This is a genomic window from Spirochaetales bacterium (assembly GCA_016930085.1).
Taxonomy (GTDB): domain Bacteria; phylum Spirochaetota; class Spirochaetia; order SZUA-6; family JAFGRV01; genus JAFGHO01.
Window position 1 is genome coordinate 1 of record JAFGHO010000026.1, and the last position, 26,990, is coordinate 26,990.

The following is a 26,990-nucleotide window of genomic DNA, read 5'->3' on the forward strand; positions in this document are numbered from 1 at the left end:
ATACGTCCGGGAAAACGAATGGAATCGTATACCACGCTATAACGACGGATGCGTAAAACACCTCAAGACCGTGAAGGACGAACGGTAACTTCCTTTGGCGGACATTGTTCACCTATCTCTCCTCATAGGAATCGAGTAACCGTTGTTTTGATAGCGCTTTGTGATAATAGCTTTTTGCTTGCTTATAATTCTCTTTGACATCGATAATTATTCCGAACAACCGTATCGCTTCCCTGAAATTCTCTTCGACATAAAACTCAACCGCCTCCTCATAAACCTTTCCCAGTTCTTCGTCAAACGTCTGTTTCCTTTTTTTGATAATGTTTCTTTGCGAAGGTTCGACCGCTTTTTCAAGTCCGTAGGCAAGTTTATCGTATGCACGGAGAAAATCCCTTCTTTTGATATAACCGTCCAATTCGGCGATGAAGTCATCGAAACCTTCGGTAAAATCGTTTTTTTCCTTTTGTTTCTCGATGTCGTTCATCAGGACCGCCGCTTCACGTGTTTTCTTTATCCCCGCCGCTTTCTTGATTTTAGCCTCGGCGGCCGCATACTCCCGTTCACCGAACAACATTCGAGCCCATCGGTAATTGATGTTATAATAAAGATCCTTAAGAACGCCGTCATACCGTTTATCAAGCAGAACATCGAGTTCCCGCAGAGTATCGAGCGACTTTTCCGCTTTTTGAAATTCTCCCGCTTTATACAATGCCGCGGCTTTTTTCACTCGCGCATCGAACAGTCCTGCGATATCGTCCTGCATGACTTTTTTTTCTTTTTTTGCTTCCCTGTGTCCCGGATCGATGAGCAATGCCATGGTTATATTCTCCATGCATTCGGTATATTGCTTTGTCTTTTTTTCCTCATCATCGTTATTTCCAATCGATTTCCCGCACAGACGCGCGATTTCCAGATATTGTGCGACAAGTCTTTCGCGGAGTTCCCGAATCCCGTTTCGAAGATCAATAACATCCCCGTTCCGGGGTTCCAGTTCATACGCCTGTTGTACCAAAACCGCGAGCTGAAAATCTTCCTTTTCCGTCCGTTTTTTCTTTGCGAGAAATGCCCTTGCTTTTGCGACTTTTTCATCGACTTTTCTCGAAACAAAGGATTCGGTTTTTTTAAGATAGTCCCCGGCACGCTGATTCTCCGGATCCAATCTCAAAGCCACGATAAAATACTCCTTTATTTCCGTTATCTTTTCATACGCTTCTTCTTCTTCAAGCTCCGATATATAGCGTCGAACACCCTTTTCGGTCAATGCTTTTGATTCCTCCGAATCATCGAGTTGCTTAACGACAAACAAAGAATCTTCCGGAACAGTCGAACAAGCGATAAAGCAGGTAATATGGCAAGCGATATAGCAGGCCATCACCATGAAAGCGGCAGGTTTCAACATCACGATCATATCCCCTTTTTCAGATCATCCACACACATGATAAACACTCAGACCTTCATTGTCAATATTCCTCTCTCCGTCTCAAATTCATTTCACCCATCTGCCGCATTCCATATGGATATTCGTCGACACCGTATCCCGCCGGCTTTACGCAATCCGTTGTGCAGATAAAAGCTGATGATATTGTTTACAGGGGACATCCCGGTTTTTTCAAGTAACGTTCGATCCGGTGTGCCGTCGCTTCCTGTTTTTCCCACTGGCCGTACAGGATTCCCTTTCCCGTATATGTTCTCAAGAATTGTCTGAGCCTGGAGTTCCTGTACGATGACGGACTTGCCTCTTGCGGCCGGGAAGGAAGCGGAATATAGGTATTGACATGAATGGCTGCCCCCATGTGCACCAGTTTTTCAATAGCCTTCATCGATCGGTCATCATCCTCTTCCGTTTCGCCGGGAATACCGAAAAGAAAATCGAGGTGGGGTTCGAATCCGGCCGTTAGCGCGTTTTCCGTCGCATTATAAACATCCGTGACAGTATGGTTTCTGCGGCACTGCTCGAGCAGCCGGTCGCTTCCCGATTGCGCGCCGATTACAAGCTTTTTGTTATCGACATACCGCGATAGAAGCTCACAAACTTCGGGGGTAACAAGCTCCGGACGAACTTCAGAAGGAAACGAACCAAGAAATATATTACCATCTTTTCCCGCCGCGTTTCTCATTCCCTCGAGGAGTTGTTCGAGTGACCGGCGGGATGAGGACCTCCCGTCTTCCGAACCATATGAGAGTGTATTGGTGGAGATAAAAGAGAAATCCCCGATACCGGCACGACGCATCTGTTCAATGTGCGCGCATACATTCTCCACACTCCTGTGCCTTACCACCGTACTGTCTTCCATATACGGTAATTGACAGAACGTACAGGCATGAGGACAGCCTCGGGTCAACTCGATCGGTCCGTATAAACGGTGTTTTACCGCTATCGAAGGATACCGGTCAAGGTCAAGGTAATGTTGTGCCGGCGACGAGGCGATCTCTCCCTGACCGTCGAGATAAAAGATCCCCGGAATGTTTTTCACCGGCCGTTCATCCACTATCCGTTTTAGTATAGAGATGAGGGCTCCCTCCCCTTCCCCCCTGACGACAAAATCGAAACCCATGCGCAATACATCCACCGGCAAGGCCGTCGGATGAGCTCCACCGGCGATTGTTATGATATTGCCGGCTGATACGCTTCTTACATGATCGAGAATTCCTTTCATCTCAAAAACCTGGGTGGTTAAAAAAGAGAAACAGACAATCACGTTCTTTGCACGGCCGGCTATCGACCCAAACTGCCCGCACAGTTCTTCTTTTGTATAAAGCAAATAAAGGGGTATGGTATCGATGCCTTCTTCATTTTCTATGGCGCCGACAAGGGCGTTGATACTGTTTCGATTCGGCTTGTTATAATAAAAAACGATAGCGGCTTTATCCTTCACGGCCATTCATATTAATAATAATCAAGAGGAGTACGAGATGCAAATGTTATTGACGGGCAATCAGTAAAAAAGATGTGGCGCATCGCCTTCATATGCCGCTGAATAGCCCCTTATGAGGTATAGTATTTCAGGATTTGCTTATGGGAAATATGCGATCAAGGTGTATTTCGATAAACTGTTCATAAAGAACATCTGAAACCCCTTTTATTTCCATTGATGCATTTCTGCCGTTTAAATATTTGTAAAAATTAAGTAATTTTCCTATCCCCGCGGAAGTAATGGAATTGACATTTTCCATGGTGAAAATCACGTGCGTGACATTTTTAATGAACATGATTTCATTGAGTTTTTCGGAAAGCATATCTCCGCCATTGATATCGATATTTCCGTCGATATAGACCGTTACAATCGTATCTTCTTTTTTGATCCTAATATCCATTTCTCTCCTCCACTCTATGAACTATAATACATCATTATAAGAATTCCAATCTTTTTTATTACATTGATATATCTGTATCAAGGAACTTTTTGCTTGAATCCCTTTTAAAAGATAATAAAATATTAATGAGAGCGTTTGCGTATATTATTGTAGAAAAAGCAGCGGTTCTGATACAATAGCCCAAAGGCAAGACGTGAGGCAGCCGCATAAAGCGGGGATTTATCCGGTTACCGGAAGAAAAAGGAGGCACCCTTGGTTTTTCTTGTTGGTGATAACAAGAAGAAACAAAAGAAGATAAGGCACGTCCTTGAGAAATCGAACATACGCTGCAAGGAAATCCCGTGGAATGAAATAAATATCGAAGAGGACGGACTGTATCTCTTTATCTCTCCTCCCCAAAACAACAAGGCATTTTCCCTTTTCAACAGACTCCTCAAGAGAGAAAACATCATTATTACCCTGTTCAATAACCACAGAAAGGGAATACCGGAAAATAATCATTATCTCAACCTTCCCAGAGATACGAATGCATATATCCTGAAAGCCATTGTCAAATGGTCACTATCTCAAAAAATCCACACTTCCCGCCTGAAAAGCGCGAACGAACAGCTTAATTTGAGAAAACAGGAGATAGTGACCGAACTCACGCTTGCGAGCGAACTTCAGAAGAGTCTGCTTCCAAAGGAACTGCCAAAAGATCTCCCGATCAATTTTGTTCACCGCTATCTCCCCCATACATACATCGGCGGTGATTTTTTCGACATCATCCGTATCGATCAGGAGCATGTCGGCATTATTATCGCCGATGTATCGGGGCATGGCGTTTCCGCCGCCTTTATCACAGCCATGTTTAAGAGTGTCTTCAATCATTACGCCTTCAGCGAGTATTCACCGTCTTCCCTCTTGAACAAAATGAATCAGGAGTTCGTCAACAATATCAAAGGCCATTATATAACGGGATTTTACGCAATAATCGACACCGGCCGCATGAAGTGTACCTATTGCAATGCCGGACATCCCCGTCAACTGATCTTTCATCGCAACGGCGATATCAGAGAATTGGGCTCCCCCGGCTTTTTTATCGGCATGTTCGAGACGACCGAGTTTGAAGACAGAATAATCGACGTCTATCCGGGTGACAGATTATTCTTCTTCACCGACGGCATTATCGAAGTTATCGACGCGGACAATTTACAGTTCGGCAAAAAAAATCTGATAAGACTAATCAGGGAAGGAAAGGAGGAAGATATCGTAAACCTTTCCAACAAGATTATTACCCATGTCATGATGTACATGAAAGAAAATTTTTTCCCCGATGACATTACGGTTCTGATTGCCGAACTCATGGAAGATATATGAGAGGAAAATAATGCCGCCCACACATGGACCGGAATAATACTATTTCTCATGCTTTGTGATTCGCCCTTTTTTCTTTCCCTGTTCGTCGAGCACATCGAGAAGCTTTTCAACCCGGAAGGATGACTCATTTTCCGCCTCGAGACATTTTTCGATAATACGATAGTTATCCGTCACAATTTTCACTCTTTCGGATTTATCGAAAAGGGTACTCTGGACACAGGAAACGGCGAACAGCCATCTCAGCAGTGAATCGAATCTTTCTTTGCTGAACCAGAGAATCCCCTCGAATCTGTTTACCTGAAGATAATTTCTGACATCCTCATCCTGAAAGAGTTTGTAGAGAAATAAATAGGGATGATTTTTACGCGGGCCCTTGATATCATTCCACGCCTGATGTGAAATGAGTATTTTGATAATCTCAACGCCATGCCATGCATCTGCCGGTTCCATCCCGGAATCCACGAGTGCAAGATATATTTTTTTCCCGAAAAGCCACTCATCCATCCAGCTTCTTGCCTGAAATGTCGCTTTTTCATCATCGATAATATATCCGATAAGGTGAAAAAACACCCAGCAATACAATGTGAGATAGACATCGGGCTTTTCCGTCACTATAGCTGCAAAATATTCCCTCATTTTCTTCGCTTTTCCTTTTTCGGGAAAACCATTCATTTCAAAAAACACCTCGATCATTTGAACCTGTTCGAGTTTCATGTTCATGATTTCCGTGATGTCATTGACGTTTCTTAAGCTTTTGCAAAAATCTTTTATAGCGTTATAAAAATTTAAAGACGCTTCTTTTACACGTTCGGGCAATGTGTGATCCGGCGGTAAATCGGGAGAGGTGATTTTCCCTTCTCTGAGACCGCACAGTACCTCTTTATTTAAAATGGAACGAAGGGCCTCGAATATCGATTTTAAAACTATCTCCTTGAGTTCTTCATCGATGCTGTATACCCCTGTCCCCGAAAGATTTGCGTTAAGCTGGGCATAGTGACGATATTCGTTATCACAAACCTCCCTGAAGTCCAGAAAAACATGGTACTTGAATGCACTCAATTCAACATATAATCCGCAATCCCAGAGTTCCTTTGAATTGCGTATATATTGCAATCCGGTGATATAATCCTTGAAAATCGTAAAATAATTTCCCTCATTACGCAGGGCAAGTCCTTCACCGATAGATTTTTGTACCAGATGCCGGTCGCCGGAGACGGATTTGACGGCAAATGACGCCGATGCGCGTATCCAGCCCCGCGCGTACTCGTATTTGTTGTTATAAATGACCAAACCCCGCTCCATACCGTTTCTGTTTGAATACGCAAATACATTCTCATTGACCCAGCCTTCCGGAGTATAAAAATCATAGAGGAGAAAATTCCGGACATGCGTGAAAACGTATCTTTTTTTCAGTAACGGGAAAATTTCCCGTTCATGCCTGCCGACAAGCTGCCAGTCCGGTTGTTCTTCCCAGTAGGCGCGTCTGTATTCCATACCGTATTTTTCCGTGTATCCTTCAATCTGCCCGTGTCCGAACATCGGAAGTCCCGGCATCGTCACCATCATGATACAGACACCAAAGTATTTATCATCCTTGCCGAATTGCGCCACGGCGGTATCTTCATCCGGATTATTCATGAAATTGACAAACCGTTTTAATATTTCCGGATCGAATTCCATTGTGTTCTTGATCGTGAGCCTGTACTTCTGGTTGTCTTCCATTTTTAGCATGTTCATGAAAGCACTGTTGTACACACGGTGCATACCGAGTGTTCTGACAAAATAACCTTCCATCAACCAGAACGCTTCCGCCAGAAGCAGGGTATCGGGCGCTTCACGCGCGACGGTGTCCACCACCTCACGCCAGAACTCGATGGGTATCGCCCTGTTAAAATCTTCACTGCCCATCCCGTGCTCGGCACGGGAAGGAATATCACCGCCCGAACCCGGTACTGGAAACCACAGCCGCTGGTAATGTTTTTTCGCGAGTGTCATGGCGGCATCAAACCGTATTATTGGAAACAGCTTTGCAACATGTATAATCGTATTGATAACCGCCTTTCTCACTTCCGGATTCAGAAAATCGAGCTGGGCCGTATCATTCCACGGCATGTGCGTCCCGTCATTTCCATGGTAAATGTAGCGGGTTTCGCCCGTATGAAAATCGACGCGTTTAAAGACGACGGCGGCATCGCTCCGATTGTAATAATGATCTTCTATGTACACGCCGACCCGCGGGTCTTCAGAATAATTATGTCCCGAAAAGGAATACGACGGGAATGGCGGATACGGCAATTGTATGAACCAGTCCGGGTGCTCCCTTATCCATTTCGAATAAATCCCGGTGTGATTCGGTACCATATCGCTCGCAAGCCGTATTCCCCGCTTCCAGCACCGATCTCTCAGGTTCAGAAGCGAATCATATCCCCCGAGTTCTTCCGCGATATTGTAATCATACACCGAATAAGCGGAAGCGGCGGCGTCCGGGTTGCCGCAATGGTTTTTTATCAGTTTTGACGCCTGACTCCGTTCCCAAAGGCCGATCAGCCAGAGACCGGTGAATCCCCAGCGGGCGAGCGTATCGAGTTCCTCGTCGGGAATCTGATCGAGGCGTGAAATGCTCCTGCCGTATTTCCTGGAAAGCTGATCAAGCCAGACAAACGTATGTTTTGCAATCAGGACAAGATTCGGCATCCAGTCTTTGTCGGCGCTGAATCGTTCATACTCGCTTTCAAGCGAGTAATCATACGGCAGAAAATCCGGTTTCCCGAATCCGCGCATTTTTTCTTCTTCACGAATGAAATCAAGACTGCTCAACAAACGGAAAAGGAACTTTCCAATCAACATACCCCATTTATCTATGATGTACATAATTTGACCCTTGAGCGAATTGGGGGAAGCGATTGCAGGACTTCTTATCATATCGATAAGATTCTGTTTATCCGGACCGAATGGTTCCTCGTTGTCAAAAAAATCATGAAGCAGTTCCATTATTTTTTTATAAGCCGTATGCTGTCTCAATTTCGTATCATCGAAAAGTTCAGCATAAGGCATGAAGGCGGGGTTGTTATTCGCGACCCATAAATTGATCATCTCTTCGAGAATCTGGTGCGTGTGAGATATCCCGGCCGTCTCGCCTATAATATATTCATTCAGACCCGTTTCACCTTTATATATTTTTACAGGCGGAAACTCCTGTGTAAATCCGTGTAACGTTTTTTCCAATTTCTTTTTCCCGATCTTTTTTTCCAGGAAATCCATCGCTTTACCGATAATTTCGGGATTCTTTTCTTTTCGATAGAGATATATGATATAATGGAGAATTTCATCGATGAGTCCCATTGCGTTAAGCTGTCCCGCGCTGACGGCATCTTCCGGATGGTTTAGCAAATCTTTTTTTTCATTCATCTTGTGAGCAAATATCCTCACTTCGTTAAACCGTATGAGGACAACATTCCCCGACAATTCGAAAACGCTTTCATCAAACTCATATCGATCTCTTGCCGTCCTTGAAACATGAAACTCCATTGTAAGATGAGGAATAGCCGTTTTGTTTGTTTGTTCCGATTCCAGTTTCGTAAAAAACAATTCAATCTTCAGGGACAAAGGACAATTCAATGGTAGCCTGCCTTTCATTTTTCATTTGGACTTTTTTTGAGACTTCGCCGTTTCCTTTCCATAAGAAGCCCGCGGAGATAGTCATTGAGTTTATCATAATTGATGAGAAACTCAAGCGTCGAATATATTCTGTATGACCAGTTTCGTTCCGTCACCGTTCCCGGAACATTTACCCGCTCATCTTCGGGACTTATAACACGCAATTCATTGAAAAGGGAAAGAATATCCTGTATCTGAAAAATACAAAATATAGAGTTCGCACGAAGATTATTTTTAATGATCGCTTCGGCAATCGCCGGTGTGTATTCATCCGTTTCAGCGGTTTTCAGCTTGATATGTTCGCAATATTTCTTTTTTTCTTCATCGGACATCTCCAGTTCCCAAAAGCCGCGTATCGTACTTGTATCGTGGACGGACGGTGTGCAGACGGATAATCGGGGATACTTCTCAACCGGTATATACGGCTGGCCCTGTTTGTCCCATTCACGCGTCCACCGTTCTATTTTGAGACTCAGTATCGAAAGACTCAGGAGTACTTCGGGAACACAACGGGGAACAGCCCCCAGATCTTCGGCGCACATAAACATACCCGTACTTTCTTTCAACATTCCCAGGAGTCTGGTACCTTCTTTTGCCCATATCTTTTCGGCTTTTTTTTCATTTCCTTTTATCATTTCATCGATACTTTTTTTTTCATCGGGACTGAGGGATTTATAGGCCGTTGTCTCGTTAAAATTCCAGAGATGGTGAAACGTATTATCCGAAACACGTATAAGCGTTCTGTCCCTGTACCATTGCAGAAGATTTCTTTTTATGAAATTTTCTTCGTCGAGGTCCTCAATTATTCCTTCCCCGCAATATTCCGGTTTTAAATGATAGAGCGGCTCATTATTTATCTGATCCATATATTGATCGATCACATACTCCGCCATTTCTCCCGTCTTCTGCACAATATCGTCCTTTATAATATGGGGGACACTCATCCACTTTATTCTCTCCGGTGCAAATCCGGCCTTTTTCAGTTGATCGGAAGTGATATATTGCGTCGGATGGAAATAACCAAGTATACCGGTCGTTTCTTTGACCGGTATACGAAATATTCTGAAAAATCCAAGGACATGATCAATTCTGTAACAGTGATAGAATTTCGCCGCCTGCCGTAATCGCATTCTCCACCAGAAATAATTATCTTTTTCCATCGCTGCCCAGTCAAATACCGGAAAATCCCAGTTTTGTCCCAGATGTGAAAACATATCCGGCGGTGCGCCCGCGGAAAAATCAAGATTAAAATATTTTCTGTACATCCAGATGTCGGCGCTGTCTTCATTCATCATAATGGGAATATCGCCTTTGAGATATATCCCTGCCCGTTCGCAATAGAGCGTTGCCCGCTTTAGCTGGTTCTCACAATGATACTGTACCCAGGAATGAAAATATGAGCCATCCGGATTTTCTTCCCAGCATGTCTCAATATCCTCTTTGGTCGGACTCTGCATAACCGGCCATGATTTCCAGTGATTGAAGTTATATTTTTTTTTAAAATGATAATAGACTGCATACGGTTTTACCCATTGATTCTTTGCGATCCATTCCGTCACCTTTTCATCTTTCATTATCTGTTCTTTATTATCATAGAATATTTTCCATAGTAGTTCGAGTTTGAATGCCAAAACCCCCTCATAATCGACATGCGGTTTATTTTCACATGCCACCCTGAAATCCTTTATTTCTTTCCCGTATCGATCCGCACCCGGCACCATATCCAGCCGGATGTAAATGGGGTGAAGTGCAAGCGCACTCAACGCACTATAGGGAGACCGTTCGCGGCCCGTATCGTTGACCGGCAGTATCTGAATAATCTCGAATCCGCAAACGGAACACCATTTCCCCAGAAGTTCAATATCGGTGAATTCACCGATTCCGCAACTCGATTCACTCCGCAAAGCGGATACGGAAACAGCAACACCAGTATAAAAATGATCCAGATCACCGAAATTCACGTCTGACTCCCCCTGTCAATATTACCTCAAACCTTCCACTTCATTCTGCCGAAGCATCAACATACATTGTGCCGTTTATGTTGAATCATTTTTCGCTATAAAAGTCAATAACGGATGACAATCCGCAGTTTTCGTGATTCCTCATCGAAAATAGATCGCGGAAGAATCAATGTAATTATATTCAAATAGGTAAAAAAATATAGTACTATTTTCTGAAAAAAACTGATATTTTTATACATGGTGCATACCCCCCAAAAACAGGACACGCAGCGAGACTAGTCGGTTTTAACAGGGGCGGAAGGCCGGCTACAGAGATCGATAAACGCCCGTTATTTATATGAATCGAGCAGTGTCACGATTTCAGACGGCCGTTTGATCTCATCCGCTGCACCATTGACAAGTGAAACGAGTGAATCAACCGAGTACTTCCATGGCCGCGCAACGTCTTTGACAATGATATCGAGTTCCGCTTTATCAACGGATCTGTCGCAGCTCGCGATCATAAACAGCATAAGGAGGCAAATGTCGCGTTTCGCGGGATTCTCGATCGAAAGCAGCACATCTTTTTCATCCTGTGTCATATCACTCTGTTCTTCAATCGCCGCCTGTACCAGTTCTATTTTTTTCATCCATATTTCTTTTATTCCATCGGGCGTATCTTCTTTGACGACATCCAGAAGGGCCGGAATAAGGGTGAGAAGATTCCACTCCTCGATGCCCGCGATACCGTCCGAATAAAGCAACCTGACCGCCATTTTAAAAAGGACGGTGAGTTCTTCCGACTCCAACTCGAGAACACGCAGGAGTATCGGTTTGTTTTTCATTATGCTACCCTCCCTCGTTTGTCCATAGATATATCCGAAAATCCATATATGCCGGCAAGCGACTCTTTTACTTCACCTGCATACAGGTAATAGTATGATACCTGTTCCGCCGTTTATTCAACAGGTATTTGTGTTTTTCGACTGGAAAAAATCGAGAAACCTTGTTAGATTATATCCGAAATGCGTTCGTATTGAGGAGTAGAAAAGATGGAACTCGATATTATTGCCGCTAAACTCGAAGGCCTCGAAGAGACGATCATACACCGTCTTATCGACAGGGCACAATTCCGCTTCAATGAAATAATATATCAGGAAGGGATGAGCGGTTTTGAAGGTTCTCAGGGCATGAGTCTTCTTCACATCCGGCTGCGATACCAGGAAGAAATGGATGCTCTTTTCGGCCGGTATCGCCAACCGGAAGAACGCCCTTTCTGCGGAAACCCCGGCGATCCCAGACGGCTTGTTTCAATCCCGGATTCGGAATTGAGGATTGAGGATTATGATAAAGTGAATCTTACAAAGGAAATAATGGAAAGCTATATCGCGCTTGTCACCAAAATCTGCAGACCGGGTGACGACAAACAATACGGCTCGAGTGTCGTCGCAGATGTGTACGCCCTTCAGGCGATAGCCGAACGCGTCCATTATGGTTCCCTCTATGTCGCCGAATGCAAATTTCAGAAAAATCCCGAACGCTACAAGAAGCTTATTTCCTCGGGTGACACAAAGGCGATTACGGATGCCCTTACCAGAAAGGAAGTGGAGGATAAGATAATGGACCGAATCGTTGACAAGGTTTTCTATATTCAGGCAAAGGTAAACAGGGAGATCCGTCATGTCATCGATCCCAAAGTGATCCGGGAATATTACCGGCACTACATCATTCCACTCACAAAAGAGGGCGAAACACGGTATCTCCTTAACCGCATCATTTAAAGTTATAATGCTTTCGCACCGGTTTTGTTATCCGCCACCTGCATGAAAGCCCTTTCGGAAAGGTGACAAAATCCCCTTTGCCGAATTCGACTTCTTTTCCGTCATCCGTCACGACACTGACGTTGCCTTCAAGGAGATAACATTCCTCCATGCTGTCATAGTGCCAGTCAAACTCGGATACTTCTTTTGTCCAGACCGGCCATGAGGATATTCCTCTTTTTTTCATTTCGTCATCATTCATTTTTTCGACAGTTATATCCATAATACTTCTCTCCTTTCCTATGTATCTTCATTTTTTATAATGACCCTCTTCGTCGTCAGGGTCCCGTTCTTATCGAGACTTCGGGATAATCATCCGGGATATATTCCTTTTTATCCAAAAGATACGCGTCAAAAAAGGAAGATATATAATACCTCAATATGTCCGTGATTCGTTCGCCGCCGATTTTTCCGGAATATCCGGATACGGCGCGCAGCGGTGTGTAGAGATAGCGGTGATTGAAACTGTCGCGTACCGCACCGTTGACCGTGAGTATCGCGTACGGCCCCTTCAGATTATCTATAATAAAGGAATCCATATCGTATGTCTCATCATCGGGACGAATGATCATTATCGGTTTATCGAGGTGCGTCTCGAGCATCTCTCCGTAATAGGACCCGCAGATATTGATACATGCTTTTATCCGGTCATTGCTGATACTTACATTGGCGGCGACCGTGCCGCCGAGGGAAAAACCGAACACACCGATATTGTCCATTTCGAGCCGGTGATAAAAAACGGAACCCGCTTCATCATTGATCTTTTCGAGCCAGGCGATCGCCGACACGACGTCCATGCTCCGTATCGTAATATCATCGAGAAGAAGGGATTCAATCGAGAATATCCGCTGCAGTATCTCTTTTTTCTCTTCGATTCCCAGGTTCTGTTTATTATATAAATCCATCCAGAGGGACTCCGACAATCTCGATTGTTGTTGCAGCTTTTCATTTCTTTCTCTGTCACATCGTATCTTTTCATTGTTCCCCGAACGGACCAGAAGCGATGCATACGGATGAGACGGCCCGATGACGATATATCCCCTGCTCGCGAGCTCTTCGTTTGCCAGCACATTGTCCATATCGGTATCCCCGCAATTGCCGCCATGGAGTGAAAACACCACGGGAAAGGTTTCTTTTTTACCGCTCAAAGGCGGATCGGCATGACTCCATGTTTTTACAAGATTGAAATGCTTGAAAATGAAGAACGGGAGGTCAGAAGATACCGCCCGTTCTTTACTCATCATCGATGCATCATCCCAATATGAAGCGCGCCGCGACGTTCCCGTATTTTCACATGGATACCAGATTCTGATCATTATACTGCGAAAATCCCCGGGCGCCGTTGTCAGCGTCTCTTTCCTGCCGGTATCGGTATAATGGAAAACGGACGTTCCGACTCTGTACGGTCCGGCCGGTCGAGGAAATTCGAATACGGGAACGAGTACCGGAAGCAGGAAGGAAATACCAAGAAGAAGCACAATCGCGACCCTGCCCGCTACGGCGAAACCTCTTCTTTTACGGGAAAAGAAAATCTTGTTGTTTCTTTTTTTATTATTTTTTTGAATGAATGCTGCTATGATAACGAACACCGAAAGCAGATAAAGTCCCGCCATCTGCCACCGCAAATGTTCGATAAAAAGATGCAGAAAAAATAAAACGGGAAGCAGAACGATAAATACCGGGACCCATATCGGAAGGTGTCTTTTATGGAAGAACATACCGATCACAGATATCGTAACGGCGATTGAAAACAATATTTCAAAGGGTCGCATAGTATACTCCGGCTATTTATTTTATTTCATGATTTTCTCTTTGAGTCAAGCAAATAGTTGAAGAAGAAATCAATAACACTCTCTTTTATTTTTTTCCAAAAACAGGTATAGTGTGGCAATAAGGCAATAAAAAGGAGATGAATCGTGAAACGAGATGAAGAACTGAAAATAATCAAAAACCAGTCCGTCACCCTCGCTTCGATTGACGGCCATATAAAAAACAAGGCATTGACGGAAATCAAAAAAGCACTCCGGGAAAAAAAAGACGAAATCGTCAAGGCCAACAATATCGACATCGTAAACGCGAAAAATGAACACCTTTCCGCCCCGCTTCTCAAACGACTTGTCTGTAATGAAAATACGATCGACTCGCTGTGCAGGGGGATCGATGTGCTTTCCGGGATGGAAGATCCCGTCGGTAGAACGCTGTGTGCAACGGAACTCGATAAAGGCCTTGACCTCTATAAAGTAAGCTCGCCCATCGGGGTGATCGGGATCGTTTTTGAATCACGGCCCGACGCACTCGTTCAGATATCGACACTCTGCCTGAAAAGCGGTAATGCCGTCATTCTCAAAGGGGGCCGCGAAGCGATCAATACGAACCGGATTCTTGCCGACATTGTCAGGGATTCGGCCGTCAGGGCCGGTTTTCCGGCGTCATGGCTGACCCTCCTCGAAACACGGGAGGATGTCAATGAAATCCTGAAACTGCATCAGTATATCGATCTTCTCATTCCCCGCGGTTCAAGGGAGTTCATCACCTATATCATAGAGCACACGAGTATTCCGGTTTTAGGACACGCGGACGGAATCTGCCACGTTTATGTTGACGAAGATGCCGATCCCGAAATGGCGTGCTCCGTCACCGTTGATGCCAAATGTCAATACGTCGCCGTTTGTAATGCAGCCGAAACGCTTCTTGTCCATGCCGGTTGCGCCGAAACTTTGCTTCCCAAAATCCACGGGTCCCTCAAGGAACGCGGTGTCGTCATGCGCGGCTGTGAAAAGACCGTCTCCATCATACCGGTCCCTCCTGCCGGGGAAGACGATTGGAAAACCGAGTATCTCGATCTGGAACTCTCGATAAAAGTCACGGAGAATATCGATGAGGCGATTGATCACATCAATACATATGGATCCCATCATACCGATACGATTGTGACCTCAAACAAAAAAAGCGCGTCCGAATTCCTGAAACGTGTCGATTCGGCCTGTGTATTCGTCAATTGCAGCACACGCTTTTCTGACGGGTACCGGTTCGGACTCGGTGCCGAAGTCGGTATAAGCACGGGAAAAATCCATGCACGGGGACCCGTCGGTATCGAAGGATTACTTATATACCGGTGGCTCCTCGTCGGGGGCGGTCATATCGTTGCCGATTACGCCGGGGACGGAGGTCGCCGGTTCACCCATATACCGCTGAAAAAGAGGCTTGACATCGACAATATACATCTTGATTCGTCAAGGTAAAACGCCCCGCGCGGTGGGAAGGAAAGACGGTAATGAGGCAATTCAAGGATATAAAACGAATCGTGATAAAAATCGGGACCAACACCCTCAGCAAGAATAATAAAATCGATATCCTCTATGTAAGGGACATCGCCCATCAGATACGGGGCCTGTACAAGGAGGGAAAACAAATCGTTATCGTCACCTCCGGGGCGATCGGCATGGGGGCGGGCCGGCTTTCGCTTAAAAAAAGGGTAAAAAAGGTCAACATGCGCCAGGCGTGTGCCGCTATCGGCCAGCCGCTTCTCATGCACGAGTACCACATGGCCTTTGCCGCTTACTCGATTTCCATCGCGCAGGTGCTGCTTACCTCCGAGTTGCTGAACAACCGGAAAAGTTTCAACAATCTCAAGAATGCCGTCGAAACCCTCCTTCACCTCGGCGTCATCCCCATCCTCAATGAGAATGACAGCGTCTCCACGGCCGAAATCGGTACCGCGTTCGGTGATAACGACAGATTGAGCGCGCTCGTTGCAAGCAAACTCGACGCCGACCTTCTCATCATGCTCTCCGATATTAATGCATTCTACGACAAAGATCCCAGGTTCCATCCCGACGCGACCCCGGTCACATTGGTCACGAAAATAGACGACACGATCATGAATTATGCGGGTGACAGCGGAAGCACGCATGCGACGGGGGGTATGAAAACGAAACTCGAAGCCGCTAAAATCGTATTTTACTCCGGTTGCCGTATGGTACTCGCTTGCGGCCGAGAAAACAACATCATTACCCGGATAATGGACGGTGAAGAGATAGGAACGCTTTTTTTACCTAAAAAGCGGCTCAAAAGCAGGCTTCGCTGGATTCTCAACAGTGAACCGCAGGGTATCATCACGATCGACGAGGGCGCAATCAGGGCCCTCCGCGACAATAAAAGCCTTCTCCCCAGCGGTATTACCGGTGTCTCCGGAATATTCAAGGCGGGAAGTGTCGTGATGCTTAACAATGTGGCGAAAGCCGTCACCGGCTTGAGCAGCAAGGAGTTGACATTGTTGATCGGAAAGCACAGTAAGGAAATTCGCCGGATACTCGGGCCGGACAGAAAGGATGTCGTCGCTTCCCCGGAAGATATCGCTTTCCTCGTTGACTGATCAGGTAAAAAACCGTCCGTTTTTCAGACTGCTTTTTAGCCAACGACCGCGGCCTCCCCGTAAGTATCAGTTTTTTTTAAAATCTCATAAGTCAATTACTCTAGTGCCGCATGAAGACAATACTGATATAAAGTACTAGATCGATAATACCTATAGACAGTAGGCAATTACTCTTGTATACTATGCAGGAGGAGGAGGTCAAATGACACACGTCGAAAGAAGGGAAACATCGAGAGTCGATGTCGAAATAGCGGTCAATTACTCATACGCGGAAAAAGCGCTTGCAAAAAATATCAGCATCAAAGGATTAAAGATTATCACATCCAGAATGATGGCAAAAGGCACCGTCCTTTTTCTCGCACTCACCCTGCCCGACAAGGAACTCGTCAAAGTAATCGGTGAAGTTCGATGGTCCCGAAACAGCGGTCCGAATGAGTTTGAAACCGGAATCGAATTTTTTTTCATGGACAACCTGTACAGGGAAAAAATCAATCATTTTATCGAACACGCATGTAATGAACATGCGGGATGTCGGGAAAAAAATCAATAACACTCGTCCCTCGTTACAACAGAAAACCCTTTCATATTTTTTTCGATTTCACTTTAATAATATCGGCGAATAGGTCATAATACGATGAAAAGCGGTATTAATGTTCGGCATCGATGCATAATCGGCCTTTAAGAACGGCGTCACGATGATATGTTCATGAGTATGAAGAAAAAACCGTTATTGTCATTTCTGCTTCTCATTTCTTTAAGCACGCTCTATTGTGATGAACTGGACGATCTTGCGTTCATCCTTTACCATAATCCCGTTGTTACCCCGAAAACACAAACAGCGAAAACAGACTACCCGCCGCTTATCACAAATGATGTTACTCTCGTCGCTTATGGCTTATTCGGCTGCTATAAGCTGCTTTTTTCCGGTCAATCACCGCCGTCCTGCCTTTTCATTCCTTCATGTTCCGAATATACAATGGAAGCGATTCGCGTTCGCGGAATAATCAGCGGCATACTGGCGGGGGCCGACAGGCTTCTTCGCTGCAACAACCTCGACATGGAATACTATCCCCGCGACATACGGTCGGGCAAATTTCTCGATCCCGTTGAAAGGAACCCCCGTTGAAAATCGCACCGATGATCCTTCTTCTGATATCACTCCACACATTTCCCGTCTTCACGGATGAACCCGACTATTATCGTCCGGAATCGGTAAAAGCTTTCGCGGACTGGCTGTATGCCACCGGCGACTACAAACGCTCAGCCGGCGAGTACCTCAGATATTTTTTCATGCTCGACAAAACACCGGACGACGGGACGCTTTTCAGAATCGGTTTGTGCTATTCACGATCCGGCGAGTACGATAAGGCGATCACGACATTCGGCGACCTCATCACGCTTTATCCGGAAAGCGCCTTTATCTGCGAAAGCAGGTATGAGACGGCACTCATCCATTACAGACGCTCGGCGTACGCCGAATCACTCGAGTTTATCGCGGCCGAGACGCCGGACTCTTCCTTCGATTGCCGGCGTTTTCATATCCTGGCCGGAATAGACTATCTGTATCTCAGGGATTGGCATGCCGCATACCGATTGTTACATGAGGTCGACAATACCGGTTCGCCGGATATTACCGGCCTTCTCGAATTGTCGGAAAGTGCCATGGTTATCCGTGGTAAAAATCCGTTCTGTGCCGGAGTTCTATCGGCCCTTGTTCCCGGCCTCGGCAAGATGTATGCCGGCAAACCCGGTGACGGCTTGTTTTCACTGCTAACCATCGGTATTTTCGGCGGAATGGCGGCATACGGCTTTTATGAGGAAGGCGTTTCTTCTGTAAAGGCCTGGATCTACGCATCGATCGGCGGGATATTTTATTTGGGGAATATATATGGTTCCGTGAACGCGGCAATCGCATACACCCGCGAACGGGAAGACGATATCCTGAGAAAGGTGGACGGTATCGTTGAGAATTTCTTCTGAAACCTTTGCAGGTAAAATAAAGCTTTTGATCATTTTATTTTTTACCTCGGCGGTCCTCCGTGCATTGGCTTCTGAAATTTCATTTCCCGATCCGAACGAGTATCCCGATGATAAAGCCCTCGTACTGGCCCGTCGCTTTCACCGCGCCGGCTGTTATGAGGAAGCGATTACGGAAGTCAAGCGGTTTCTTTTTTTTCACCGGAAAGAAAAGGAAACCGTTTATGCGCATACCGCCCTCGCGGACCTTTACATGCTTTGCTGCGACTGGAACGAGGCGGAATATCACATTACGCTCGCGATAAATGCCGCCGCCGATAGCGCGGCCGTCATTGAATCCAGGATCAAACGTGTAACGATATTCATCGCCTCGGGCAGCTATATTCTCGCGGAAAAGGAGCTCACCTCTCTCTCCCCCCTGGCTGAAACCGAAACGCAAAAGAAAAGGATCGCCTTCTTTTCCGCCGTCGCAGATATTTATACGGGCAAATGGAAACACGCTAAAGAAATGCTTGGACGCTATTTCGAAGACAACACGCACGTTTCCGATGACGATAAAAAAAAGGTAAATCGCCTTCTCGATGCCGCAGAGAATCAAAAAGAAATCCCCATCCTTGCCGCCGCGTTTCTTTCCGCTTTGATTCCGGGAAGCGGCCAGATCTACGCCGGGGATTTCTTTCACGGAATACACGCATTTATTCTCAATGCCTCAGTCATGGCCGTCTTCGTCATGAATATTGTCGAGGGAAACTACGCCGATGCGGCAATGGTCTTTTTCTTTCTGCTCAACAGGTTTTACTCCGGCAATATCTATCATGCAAAAAGAATCGCCGGTGAAAAGAATGTGAAAAACGCCAACAATTATAAGGATATTATCTTGCATGCCCTTGCGGGAGACAGGTAATCGTTTGTCGGGCTGCCTTCTACCCTTCTATCCTGTTCCTTCCGTTTCTTTTAGCAAGGTAGAGTTTTTCGTCCGCGAGTTTTATAAGTGTCTCCGGGTCCTCTCCGGCATACACGGCAATACCGGCACTCAGGGTGACGGCGAGATCTTTTTCTCCCCAATTTTCCAGATTCATTTTTTCCATTATTCTCTGCATCACCGCATAGGTAGCTTCCATCTCCACCTCGGGTAAAATGACGAGAAACTCTTCACCGCCGTACCTTCCGACCGAATCGACCATACGCGTGTTGTTCTTCAGTATTCCAGCTATTTTTATCAAAACACCGTCACCGAAAGGATGACCGTATGTATCATTTATATTTTTGAAATGATCGATATCAATCATGATAACCGACAAGGGAAACCCGTACCTTCCGGCCCTTCTGACCTCATGATTCAATTTCTCCTTTATCGAATTATGATTATACAGATTCGTCAGACTGTCTTTGACCGATTTATCCTCGAGGTCCTTGAGATAATAGTAATTAGAGATTCCCTCTTCGATTATCTTTTTCAGTTTCTCTTTCTTTACCGGTTTCTGCAGGAAAGCCAGTATCTTACCGTGATTCACGGCGTTGACGGCGGCCTCCATATCCGGGAAACCGGTCAGCATGATTCTCGATACAAAGGGTTTCAGCCGTTTGATTTCATACAGAAAATCGATGCCGTTCATCTCGCCCATTCGCAGATCCACCACCATACACGCTATATTTTCATTTTTCTTTATCAATTCCAGAGCTTTTCCCGCACTATCTGCGGTCATTACCTCAAAATCGTGTCTGAACAGACGGACAAACCTGTCAAGGAGACTTCTGTCATCGTCAACAAATAATACTCGTATTTTCAAGCTTCGATTCCTGTTTATATTATAGGGATGCCGTCACAGAGGTGTCAAGGTAATGTTGTATATATTTCCCGGTATGTTATTTCCGGTTTTTTATAGGTGCCCTTATTTTCCCGTTTTTTTCACGAGCCGTTCTTCGAGGAAAAATTTTCCGTTTTCACGCTTTTCCAGATTTTTGTCGCTGAGACTTGTTCCGCACACCATTGCCAACCGTGATACCGCGAGTTTGTAACGGACAATGGTATCCATCTCGTTTTGTCTTGCATCGAACAGTTCCTCTTCTGCCTCATAGACCAGCCGGCTGTTGCTGTATCCGGCTTCAAGACGTGATAACTCGACATCGAGCAATCGTTGCTTCACTCCCACCACTTTTTTCATGTTTTCTCTTCGTTTTGAAAGGGTTTCGATATGCTGCAACAGCATTGTGATCGCATTGACCACCTCATACTCCGTCGCTTCGAAATTTTTCTCACTTATGTGCTTCTTTAATTGTGCGGCCTCACGCTGGTTGTTTCGTGAAATACTTCCAAAAAGCGGCACCTGAAGTTCGAGCTTCAACGACCATGAGGGATTCGTCTGATCAAAGGTCATATGTATCGAATCCTCGAAAGAACCGCCCATGCCCGTCAGATTATAGTTGCCGATGACATTCAAGACCGGCAGGCACTGGTCTTTGTAATAATTCAAGGCAATCGATTCCCGCTCCACTTCGTTTTTTCGTATGAGATAATCGGGGTGCATACTGACGATCGTCTCCATGATTTCCATTTTTTCGAGACCCGAAGGTTCTTCGACGGAAAAAAGGGAATCCATTGCGATCAGTTCCCGATCCTCGTTAAGACGGTAATCCGCAACAAGCAGTCTCAATTCCGTCATCGCACTCATAATGTTTTGTTCGCTTTCGGCAAGGGCGATTTCCCGTAACGCAAGCCCCGCTTCCGCTTCGGTGAACTCAAGTTGCGACATCTTTCCCGTTTTGACACGCTCTTCCGCATCTTTCACGAGTTTTTTCGCGATATCTACCGAGTCCAGATGTATCTGATACAACTCCTGAGCGAATGCGAGGTTCCAGTATGCGGCCTCGACCTGCGTAATTGTCTCCATAAGCTGTTTTCTGTACTTGTGAAAGGCGATAATCCTCTCCCTGTTTGCGACATTGATCCCGGCACGCGGCGCGCCGCGCGTCGCACCCCTGAGAAGGGGCTGTTCCAGTGTAATACCGATATATGTATTATATTCATGATCGGAAGCGTACGTGCTTTTTTTCTTGTTCAGCGTATAACCGATATTATATGTCGAACCGGTCGGCGTTTTGCCTTCAATGCCCAAAGCGTATTCTTCAGTGTCCTCAAAATATTCGGTATTCCCCAGTTGCTCAATAGTCTCCTTGATGTTGTTTCTGTGATTGAAGTCCTGAAGGCTGTAATAGCCGACAATATTCGGCTCAAACTGGCCCCATTCGGCATTGACATTCCTGGTCGCAATCAGCCACTCCAAACGGGTTTCTTCGACTAAAGGATTCAATCTGACTGCCGTCTCCACCGCATCGGCCAGCGTCATTTCCCGTTTTACCTCATCAACGGCGCTTTCCTCCGCGTACAGGAAAACATTCGTAATCGTAATGAGAAATATACAGATGGTAATCAGCCACATTACATTTATTTTCATGATATTCTTCACTATGTTAAGGGATTGCTCTTCATTATAATAAAAAAAGCATATTAAAGGAAGGTGTTTGCAACGATTTTAGGAGATTAGTTCACACGAATTTATCCTTTACAAACCGGTAAACCTGTGATATAATGGCGCTAAATCCGTGGAGAAAACTTATACGATGAAAACTATCCAGACATCCGTGGCAACGGTGGTGATAATGTTGTCGTTCGCAGTCGCCGCCGTTCCGGCATTTACAGATTCCGCTGTCGCTTTCGGTATAACGGAACCTTTTATGGACGCGACCCTCAGCGCAACCGTATCGGGCACCATCGAAGTGATCGATATAAAAGAAGGCGAGTTCGTTAAAAAAGGAGAATCCATCCTGAAACTCGAAAGAAGGCTGGAATCACTCGAGACGGAACGAAAGCGTTTGGTCGCCGAAAGCACGATTGAAATCGAGTCCGCAAAAAGCCAGGTCGAAACAATAAAGGAAAACCTCGAAGGAACGCGGCAACTCTTTGAAGAAACACAATCGGTGTCAAAAGAAGAACTCCAGAAAAAGGAACTCGAGTTCAAACTGGCGCAGGCAGAACTGGACCGCCTTGTTGTTGTTGAAAAACTCGAAGCGATCGAACACAATATCGCGATCGCCCAGCTGGAAAAGCGGATTATCAGGGCGCCGTTCAGCGGTATTATCACAAAACATTTTTTGGAGATCGGTGAGAATTGCAGCCCGCAGCAACCGCTTGTCCGCATCGTCGATATCAGCAAGGTCCGCCTCATCTCGTACGTGGAAGCAGGCGTTCGCGTGAATCTGAAAAAGGGAATGTCGGTGACGGTACAAATCGACTCGACTTCTTCCGCAGGCAGCTATCAGGGCGTTATCGAGTTCGTCTCACCGGTGATCGATCCTTCGAGCGGTTTGCGGGAAGTCAAGGTGCTTTTTGAAAACAGGGACGGGAAAGTGAAACCCGGAATCACCGCAAAGATGGTAATAAAATAAACCGACAGGAACAATGAAAACCAAAGACGCATTGACGACATTATATTCATGTCTCTCGGATCTGCAGAAATTGAGAAACTTTCACGGATCAAACACCCGGTTCTGGAATATGTACCTGGGTCTTCTTATCTCGCTCTCCGATGCCGAAGGGGGTGTCATTACCGCAGCGAATACGATACAGCCGGACGTCCTGCATGTTGTCGCGTTCTCCAGGGCGGCTTCGATTATTTCCGCTGACCGCAAGAAATTATCGGAAGAGATCGTCGGTCTTGTTCATGATCAACTAAAGGACGGTATTGCCTGGATCGATCACGCTGAGCACCTCATATGTGCGGTGAGACTCGATACGGGCGTATCAACGGATTATTGCCTCGCATGCTTCCTCTTTCAGGCCGGCGGCCGGATAGAGCGAAATGAAATCGGCGGGCGCCTCATGCTGGCTTCGGATATACCTGCCGGTCTGCAGCTTCAACGGACTGCAATGGACGCAAAAATCCGTGTCGAACAATTATCGAACGTCCTCGACCTCATGGCCCTCATGAACGAGAAAAAACGGTTTCTCCCTTCCGCCATGACATTCTGCAATGAAATTGCTTCGAGACTCAAATGCGAACGTGTGAGTATCGGGTGGTTCGAAAAGGGCTACATCAGGCTAAAAGCGATGAGTCATGTCGACCGCTTTGATAAAAAAGCGGAAATTGTCAGAAAGCTCGAAGAAGCCCAGGAAGAATGTATCGATCAGAACGCCGAGGTGACATGGCCGGCCGAAGGGGGCGGGGGTGCCGTTAACAGGGCCCACATGTCGTTCTCGCAGGCAAACGATGTCGCCCATATCTGTTCAATGCCGCTTCGACTCGACAATGAAGCGGTCGCCGTTTGTTCCTGTGAACGAAACACCTCCCCCTTTACCGAAACGGAATTGCGCCTGCTCAGATTGTGTTGCGACCAGGTATCACGCCGTCTTTCCGATCTCAAATCAAAAGACCGATGGTTCGGCTTCAGATTCGTCGACTTTTTAAGGGAGAAACTCGGGAAAATAATCGGATATACGCATACATGGATCAAGATACTGGGGATCGTCATCGCGATCGCCGTCGGTATCCTCGTTTTCGGTAAACTTGAATACAAAATCAGCGCCCCGGTGATTCTCAGGACGGATAACATCACCTATCTTACCGCGCCATTTGACGGACATATCGACAAGGTCAAGGTCAGGGTGGGGGACGCGGTTGAAAAAGGCGACGCCCTTCTCCTTCTGGACCAGAGCGACCTCCGGCTTCAGGAAGCGGGGATCATCGCCGAGAGAAACCGCTACAGACGCGAAGTGGAAAAAGCGCGCGCGGCAAATTCGCTTGCGGATATGAGGATTTCCCAGGCCCTTTTGGAACAATCCGATGCCAGACTCGAACTCGTGCAATACCAGTTGAATCAATCGATCCTGATTGCGCCGTTTGACGGGATTATTGTCGAAGGGGACCAGATGGAACGCATCGGTTCTCCGATAAAACAGGGAGAAATACTTTTTAAGCTCGCACGTGTCGATCAGCTTTATTCCGAACTCAAAGTGGATGAAGCGGATATCCATGAAGTCCACGAATCCCAGAAAGGTGAGATCATTCTTGCAAGCAGGCCGAAAGATGTCTTCCCCGTCATAGTCGGCCGTATCGAACCATTGGCGATCCCTGAAGAAAAAGGGAATATTTTCATCGTCAGATGCACGTTTCCTGAAGGCAGGAAAGAATGGTGGCGGCCGGGTATGACCGGCATAGCAAAAATAAACGGGGGTGAAAGAAATATACTCTGGATTATCACGCACCGGACAATCGATTTTCTCAGGATGCATCTCTGGTTCTGAGGCGGCCGGACGAGTAACCTGTTCATATGCATTTACCGCCGGATAACATAACAATGAGAACGAGAATATAATTACAATGGAAGAAAGCAAGCTTTTTCACGAATCATGGTACAGAATCGCGGGACAACGAATCAGTCTGAGATCGTGTATAAAAGTAAACAGGCAGTTGTACCGCGGATCGCGCTGGTATGTGCTTCAGGATCCCTTCTCCAATCAATTTTACAGGATACGGCCGTCAGCATACAATTTCATTTCACGCCTTTCGCTGAACCGAACCGTCGAGGAAGTATGGAAAGAGGTTATTGCCGAAAATCCCGACGACGCCCCCGGACAGGAAGACGTGATCAATCTCCTCGCGCAGCTTTATCACGCAAATCTGCTTCATTATTCACTTCCCGCGGACAGCGAAAAACTTTTTGAACGGTATAAAAAACAACAGCAAAAGGTGACACAGGCGACACTTTCGAATATTATGTTTTTCCGTATACCTCTTTTCGATCCGGATAACATACTCAAAAGAATACTTCCCGTATTGCGCGCCATAATAAGTCCTGTCGGTCTAATTATATGGGCTGTCGTCATCGGGATGGGGATAAAGGTCGCAATCGAAAACATCCGGGAACTCGGCGTCCAGAGTCAGGGCATTCTCGCCCCAGCGAACATCCCCCTTCTCTATCTTTCGTTTATCTTTATAAAGGCGCTGCATGAGTTCGGGCACGCCTTTGCCGTGCGCCGGTATGGGGGAGAAGTCCATACGATGGGAATCATGTTCCTGATTTTCAACCCCATTCCCTATATGGACGCGACCGCCGCATGGTCGTTCAGAAACAAATGGAAGCGCGTCCTTGTGGGAGCGGCGGGGATGATATTCGAGTTGTTCATCGCCGCGATTGCGGCAATAATTTGGTCCAATACGGGACCGGGCGTTCTCCATTCACTTACCTACAATATTATTTTTGTCGCGTCGGTTTCGACGATTCTGTTCAACATCAACCCGCTTTTGCGCTTTGACGGTTATTACATTCTCTCCGATCTTCTCGATATTCCGAATCTCCATACCCAGGCGACCCGGCATCTGCGGCATCTTGTCGAACGGTATGCGTTCGGATATAAAAAATCGACGACTCCGGTCTCTTCCATGAAAGAAGCGGTCCTGATTACGATTTTCGGGATATTGAGCGGTATCTACCGTATCGTTGTATTCACGACGATCCTCCTCTTTGTCGCCGACCGGTTCCTGCTTTTGGGGATTATCATGGCCGTTGTATGCGCCGTCTCATGGATTCTGGTCCCCGCCGTGCGGTTCATCAAGTATTTGTTCACCGAACCCCGCCTCGACCGGACAAGAATAAGGTCCATACTGGTAAGTCTTGGCGCTGCCGTCACCGTTTTTCTTTTTTTGTCCGTCATTCCCTTTCCCCATACCTTTACCTCGCCGGGTGTCATAAAAGCATATGAATACATGAAAGTGACAAACAAGGTGGGCGGTTACGTGTCGGATATTACAATTCCTTCGGGAAATTGGGTTAAAAAAGGCCAGACCCTCTTTTACCTGAAAAACAGGGAACTCGATTTTAAAATAAGGGAAATGTCCGCCAAGATCGACGAAATATCGATTATGGGACAAAAGGCATTGCATGAAAGCCTCGCGGATGTAAAACCGATCAACAGCCTTCTCGCCGCGATCAACGAACGCTACGATCGTCTTGAAGAAGACATACGGGATTGCGAAGTGAAAGCGGAGATCGACGGCGTCTGGGTCGCCCCGTATATCGACGAGTTGAAAGGAATGTGGATCCACCGGGGAACCCCGATCGGCCAGCTTATCAATAATTCGGGATTCTTTTTCAGTTCCGTCATCTCCCAACAGGAGGTTTCGGGTTTTTTCTCCGATGAAATCAAATCCGCCGAGGTCAGATTGTACGGAGAATCGGATAAAGCCGTCCGGATCAGCGGTTTCACGATCATACCTGCGGAACAGACCTCCCTGCCTTCTCCGGCACTCGGTCTTGCCGCCGGCGGCGAGGTTACCATCGATATAAAGGATCAAAGCGGCACCAAAACGACGGAACCCTTCTATGAGGTGAGACTCACCATAGCCGAAGATAGTCTCGGCGGCCTGCTTCACGGGCGTACGGGCCGTGTCCAATTCAGGCTGCCCATGGAACCCCTGCTGCAGCAGTGGTGGATTAAACTTATTCAGCTCATACAGAAACGATATCAGCTGTAACACAGCTACGATATCG

General features: G+C 46.3%; 21 protein-coding genes. 11 read left to right on the plus strand and 10 right to left on the minus strand.

The genetic code is table 11. The features are described 5' to 3' along the window. Positions 1–112: 112 nt before the first annotated feature. The 3 genes from JW881_04675 to JW881_04685 form a co-directional block, all read right to left on the minus strand. Positions 113–1,402 (minus strand): hypothetical protein, encoded by a 1,290-nt coding sequence (locus JW881_04675; GenBank protein MBN1696786.1) that lies wholly within the window; start codon positions 1,400–1,402, stop codon positions 113–115. Positions 1,403–1,586: 184 nt separating this feature from the next. Continuing rightward, positions 1,587–2,876: a TIGR04013 family B12-binding domain/radical SAM domain-containing protein gene (locus tag JW881_04680; GenBank protein ID MBN1696787.1), complete on the minus strand. Its 1,290-nt coding sequence runs from the start codon at positions 2,874–2,876 to the stop codon at positions 1,587–1,589. 127 nt (positions 2,877–3,003) lie between these two features. Next, positions 3,004–3,315, minus strand: coding sequence for an STAS domain-containing protein (locus JW881_04685; GenBank protein MBN1696788.1), 312 nt, complete (start codon positions 3,313–3,315; stop codon positions 3,004–3,006). Positions 3,316–3,567: 252 nt separating this feature from the next. On the opposite strand from JW881_04685, the gene JW881_04690 reads away from it, so the two are divergent. After that, positions 3,568–4,674 carry a PP2C family protein-serine/threonine phosphatase gene (locus JW881_04690; protein ID MBN1696789.1) on the plus strand — a complete coding sequence of 369 codons (1,107 nt, stop codon included), beginning with the start codon at positions 3,568–3,570 and terminating at the stop codon, positions 4,672–4,674. A gap of 39 nt (positions 4,675–4,713) precedes the next feature. On the opposite strand, the gene JW881_04695 is transcribed toward JW881_04690, so the two are convergent. From JW881_04695 to JW881_04705, 3 genes are all read right to left on the minus strand, one after another. Continuing rightward, positions 4,714–8,082 carry an alpha-amylase gene (locus JW881_04695; protein ID MBN1696790.1) on the minus strand — a complete coding sequence of 1,123 codons (3,369 nt, stop codon included), beginning with the start codon at positions 8,080–8,082 and terminating at the stop codon, positions 4,714–4,716. A gap of 224 nt (positions 8,083–8,306) precedes the next feature. Beyond that, the gene (locus JW881_04700; protein MBN1696791.1) at positions 8,307–10,292 is read right to left on the minus strand and encodes a 4-alpha-glucanotransferase; all 1,986 of its coding nucleotides are present in this window, start codon (positions 10,290–10,292) and stop codon (positions 8,307–8,309) included. A 329-nt stretch (positions 10,293–10,621) separates the two neighbouring features. Next, entirely contained in the window at positions 10,622–11,116 is a 495-nt protein-coding gene (locus JW881_04705; protein MBN1696792.1) for a hypothetical protein, read from the minus strand. 207 nt (positions 11,117–11,323) lie between these two features. Here JW881_04705 and JW881_04710 point away from each other — a divergent pair, with 207 nt between their 5' ends. Next, complete coding sequence (locus JW881_04710; protein MBN1696793.1) at positions 11,324–12,052, plus strand: chorismate mutase; 729 nt, start codon at positions 11,324–11,326, stop codon at positions 12,050–12,052. On the opposite strand, the gene JW881_04715 is transcribed toward JW881_04710, so the two are convergent. Together JW881_04715 and JW881_04720 are read right to left on the minus strand one after the other, a co-directional pair. Next, complete coding sequence (locus tag JW881_04715) at positions 12,045–12,314, minus strand: cupin domain-containing protein (protein ID MBN1696794.1); 270 nt, start codon at positions 12,312–12,314, stop codon at positions 12,045–12,047. The two genes, JW881_04710 and JW881_04715, sit on opposite strands and share 8 nt — an antisense overlap. 55 nt (positions 12,315–12,369) lie before the next feature. Further along, positions 12,370–13,863, minus strand: coding sequence for a hypothetical protein (locus JW881_04720; GenBank protein MBN1696795.1), 1,494 nt, complete (start codon positions 13,861–13,863; stop codon positions 12,370–12,372). Between the two features lie 144 nt (positions 13,864–14,007). On the opposite strand from JW881_04720, the gene JW881_04725 reads away from it, so the two are divergent. From JW881_04725 to JW881_04750, 6 genes are all read left to right on the plus strand, one after another. Beyond that, positions 14,008–15,333 carry a glutamate-5-semialdehyde dehydrogenase gene (locus JW881_04725; protein MBN1696796.1) on the plus strand — a complete coding sequence of 442 codons (1,326 nt, stop codon included), beginning with the start codon at positions 14,008–14,010 and terminating at the stop codon, positions 15,331–15,333. A gap of 32 nt (positions 15,334–15,365) precedes the next feature. Further along, complete coding sequence (gene proB, locus JW881_04730) at positions 15,366–16,466, plus strand: glutamate 5-kinase (GenBank protein ID MBN1696797.1); 1,101 nt, start codon at positions 15,366–15,368, stop codon at positions 16,464–16,466. A gap of 202 nt (positions 16,467–16,668) precedes the next feature. Next, positions 16,669–17,016: a PilZ domain-containing protein gene (locus tag JW881_04735; GenBank protein MBN1696798.1), complete on the plus strand. Its 348-nt coding sequence runs from the start codon at positions 16,669–16,671 to the stop codon at positions 17,014–17,016. Positions 17,017–17,172: 156 nt separating this feature from the next. Continuing rightward, positions 17,173–17,592: a membrane protein insertion efficiency factor YidD gene (locus JW881_04740; protein MBN1696799.1), complete on the plus strand. Its 420-nt coding sequence runs from the start codon at positions 17,173–17,175 to the stop codon at positions 17,590–17,592. Then, positions 17,589–18,446, plus strand: coding sequence for a tetratricopeptide repeat protein (locus JW881_04745; protein MBN1696800.1), 858 nt, complete (start codon positions 17,589–17,591; stop codon positions 18,444–18,446). The genes JW881_04740 and JW881_04745 overlap by 4 nt, the downstream gene beginning before the upstream one ends. Further along, positions 18,430–19,347 carry a hypothetical protein gene (locus tag JW881_04750; protein ID MBN1696801.1) on the plus strand — a complete coding sequence of 306 codons (918 nt, stop codon included), beginning with the start codon at positions 18,430–18,432 and terminating at the stop codon, positions 19,345–19,347. The genes JW881_04745 and JW881_04750 overlap by 17 nt, the downstream gene beginning before the upstream one ends. 19 nt (positions 19,348–19,366) lie before the next feature. Here the strand turns inward: JW881_04750 and JW881_04755 are convergent, their stop codons facing one another. Beyond that, positions 19,367–20,233, minus strand: coding sequence for a diguanylate cyclase (locus tag JW881_04755; protein ID MBN1696802.1), 867 nt, complete (start codon positions 20,231–20,233; stop codon positions 19,367–19,369). Between the two features lie 102 nt (positions 20,234–20,335). Then, the gene (locus JW881_04760) at positions 20,336–21,898 is read right to left on the minus strand and encodes a TolC family protein (protein ID MBN1696803.1); all 1,563 of its coding nucleotides are present in this window, start codon (positions 21,896–21,898) and stop codon (positions 20,336–20,338) included. 166 nt (positions 21,899–22,064) lie between these two features. On the opposite strand from JW881_04760, the gene JW881_04765 reads away from it, so the two are divergent. The 3 genes from JW881_04765 to JW881_04775 all read left to right on the plus strand — a co-directional run bounded on the left by JW881_04765 (position 22,065) and on the right by JW881_04775 (position 26,974). After that, positions 22,065–22,889 carry an efflux RND transporter periplasmic adaptor subunit gene (locus tag JW881_04765; protein MBN1696804.1) on the plus strand — a complete coding sequence of 275 codons (825 nt, stop codon included), beginning with the start codon at positions 22,065–22,067 and terminating at the stop codon, positions 22,887–22,889. Positions 22,890–22,902: 13 nt separating this feature from the next. Continuing rightward, complete coding sequence (locus JW881_04770) at positions 22,903–24,744, plus strand: HlyD family efflux transporter periplasmic adaptor subunit (protein MBN1696805.1); 1,842 nt, start codon at positions 22,903–22,905, stop codon at positions 24,742–24,744. 76 nt (positions 24,745–24,820) lie between these two features. After that, the gene (locus JW881_04775; protein MBN1696806.1) at positions 24,821–26,974 is read left to right on the plus strand and encodes a hypothetical protein; all 2,154 of its coding nucleotides are present in this window, start codon (positions 24,821–24,823) and stop codon (positions 26,972–26,974) included. The last annotated feature ends 16 nt before the right edge of the window (positions 26,975–26,990 follow it).

What these genes read in the sequence shown, in the direction of transcription:
- JW881_04685 (MBN1696788.1), bottom strand. Translation starts at nt 3,315, where the DNA reads ATGGATATTAGGATCAAAAAAGAAGATACGATTGTAACGGTCTATATC.
- JW881_04695 (MBN1696790.1), bottom strand. Translation starts at nt 8,082, where the DNA reads ATGAATGAAAAAAAAGATTTGCTAAACCATCCGGAAGATGCCGTCAGC.
- JW881_04705 (MBN1696792.1), bottom strand. Translation starts at nt 11,116, where the DNA reads ATGAAAAACAAACCGATACTCCTGCGTGTTCTCGAGTTGGAGTCGGAA.
- JW881_04710 (MBN1696793.1), top strand. Translation starts at nt 11,324, where the DNA reads ATGGAACTCGATATTATTGCCGCTAAACTCGAAGGCCTCGAAGAGACG.
- JW881_04715 (MBN1696794.1), bottom strand. Translation starts at nt 12,314, where the DNA reads ATGGATATAACTGTCGAAAAAATGAATGATGACGAAATGAAAAAAAGA.
- JW881_04720 (MBN1696795.1), bottom strand. Translation starts at nt 13,863, where the DNA reads ATGCGACCCTTTGAAATATTGTTTTCAATCGCCGTTACGATATCTGTG.
- proB (MBN1696797.1), top strand. Translation starts at nt 15,366, where the DNA reads ATGAGGCAATTCAAGGATATAAAACGAATCGTGATAAAAATCGGGACC.
- JW881_04735 (MBN1696798.1), top strand. Translation starts at nt 16,669, where the DNA reads ATGACACACGTCGAAAGAAGGGAAACATCGAGAGTCGATGTCGAAATA.
- JW881_04740 (MBN1696799.1), top strand. Translation starts at nt 17,173, where the DNA reads ATGAGTATGAAGAAAAAACCGTTATTGTCATTTCTGCTTCTCATTTCT.
- JW881_04760 (MBN1696803.1), bottom strand. Translation starts at nt 21,898, where the DNA reads ATGAAAATAAATGTAATGTGGCTGATTACCATCTGTATATTTCTCATT.
- JW881_04765 (MBN1696804.1), top strand. Translation starts at nt 22,065, where the DNA reads ATGAAAACTATCCAGACATCCGTGGCAACGGTGGTGATAATGTTGTCG.
- JW881_04770 (MBN1696805.1), top strand. Translation starts at nt 22,903, where the DNA reads ATGAAAACCAAAGACGCATTGACGACATTATATTCATGTCTCTCGGAT.
- JW881_04775 (MBN1696806.1), top strand. Translation starts at nt 24,821, where the DNA reads ATGGAAGAAAGCAAGCTTTTTCACGAATCATGGTACAGAATCGCGGGA.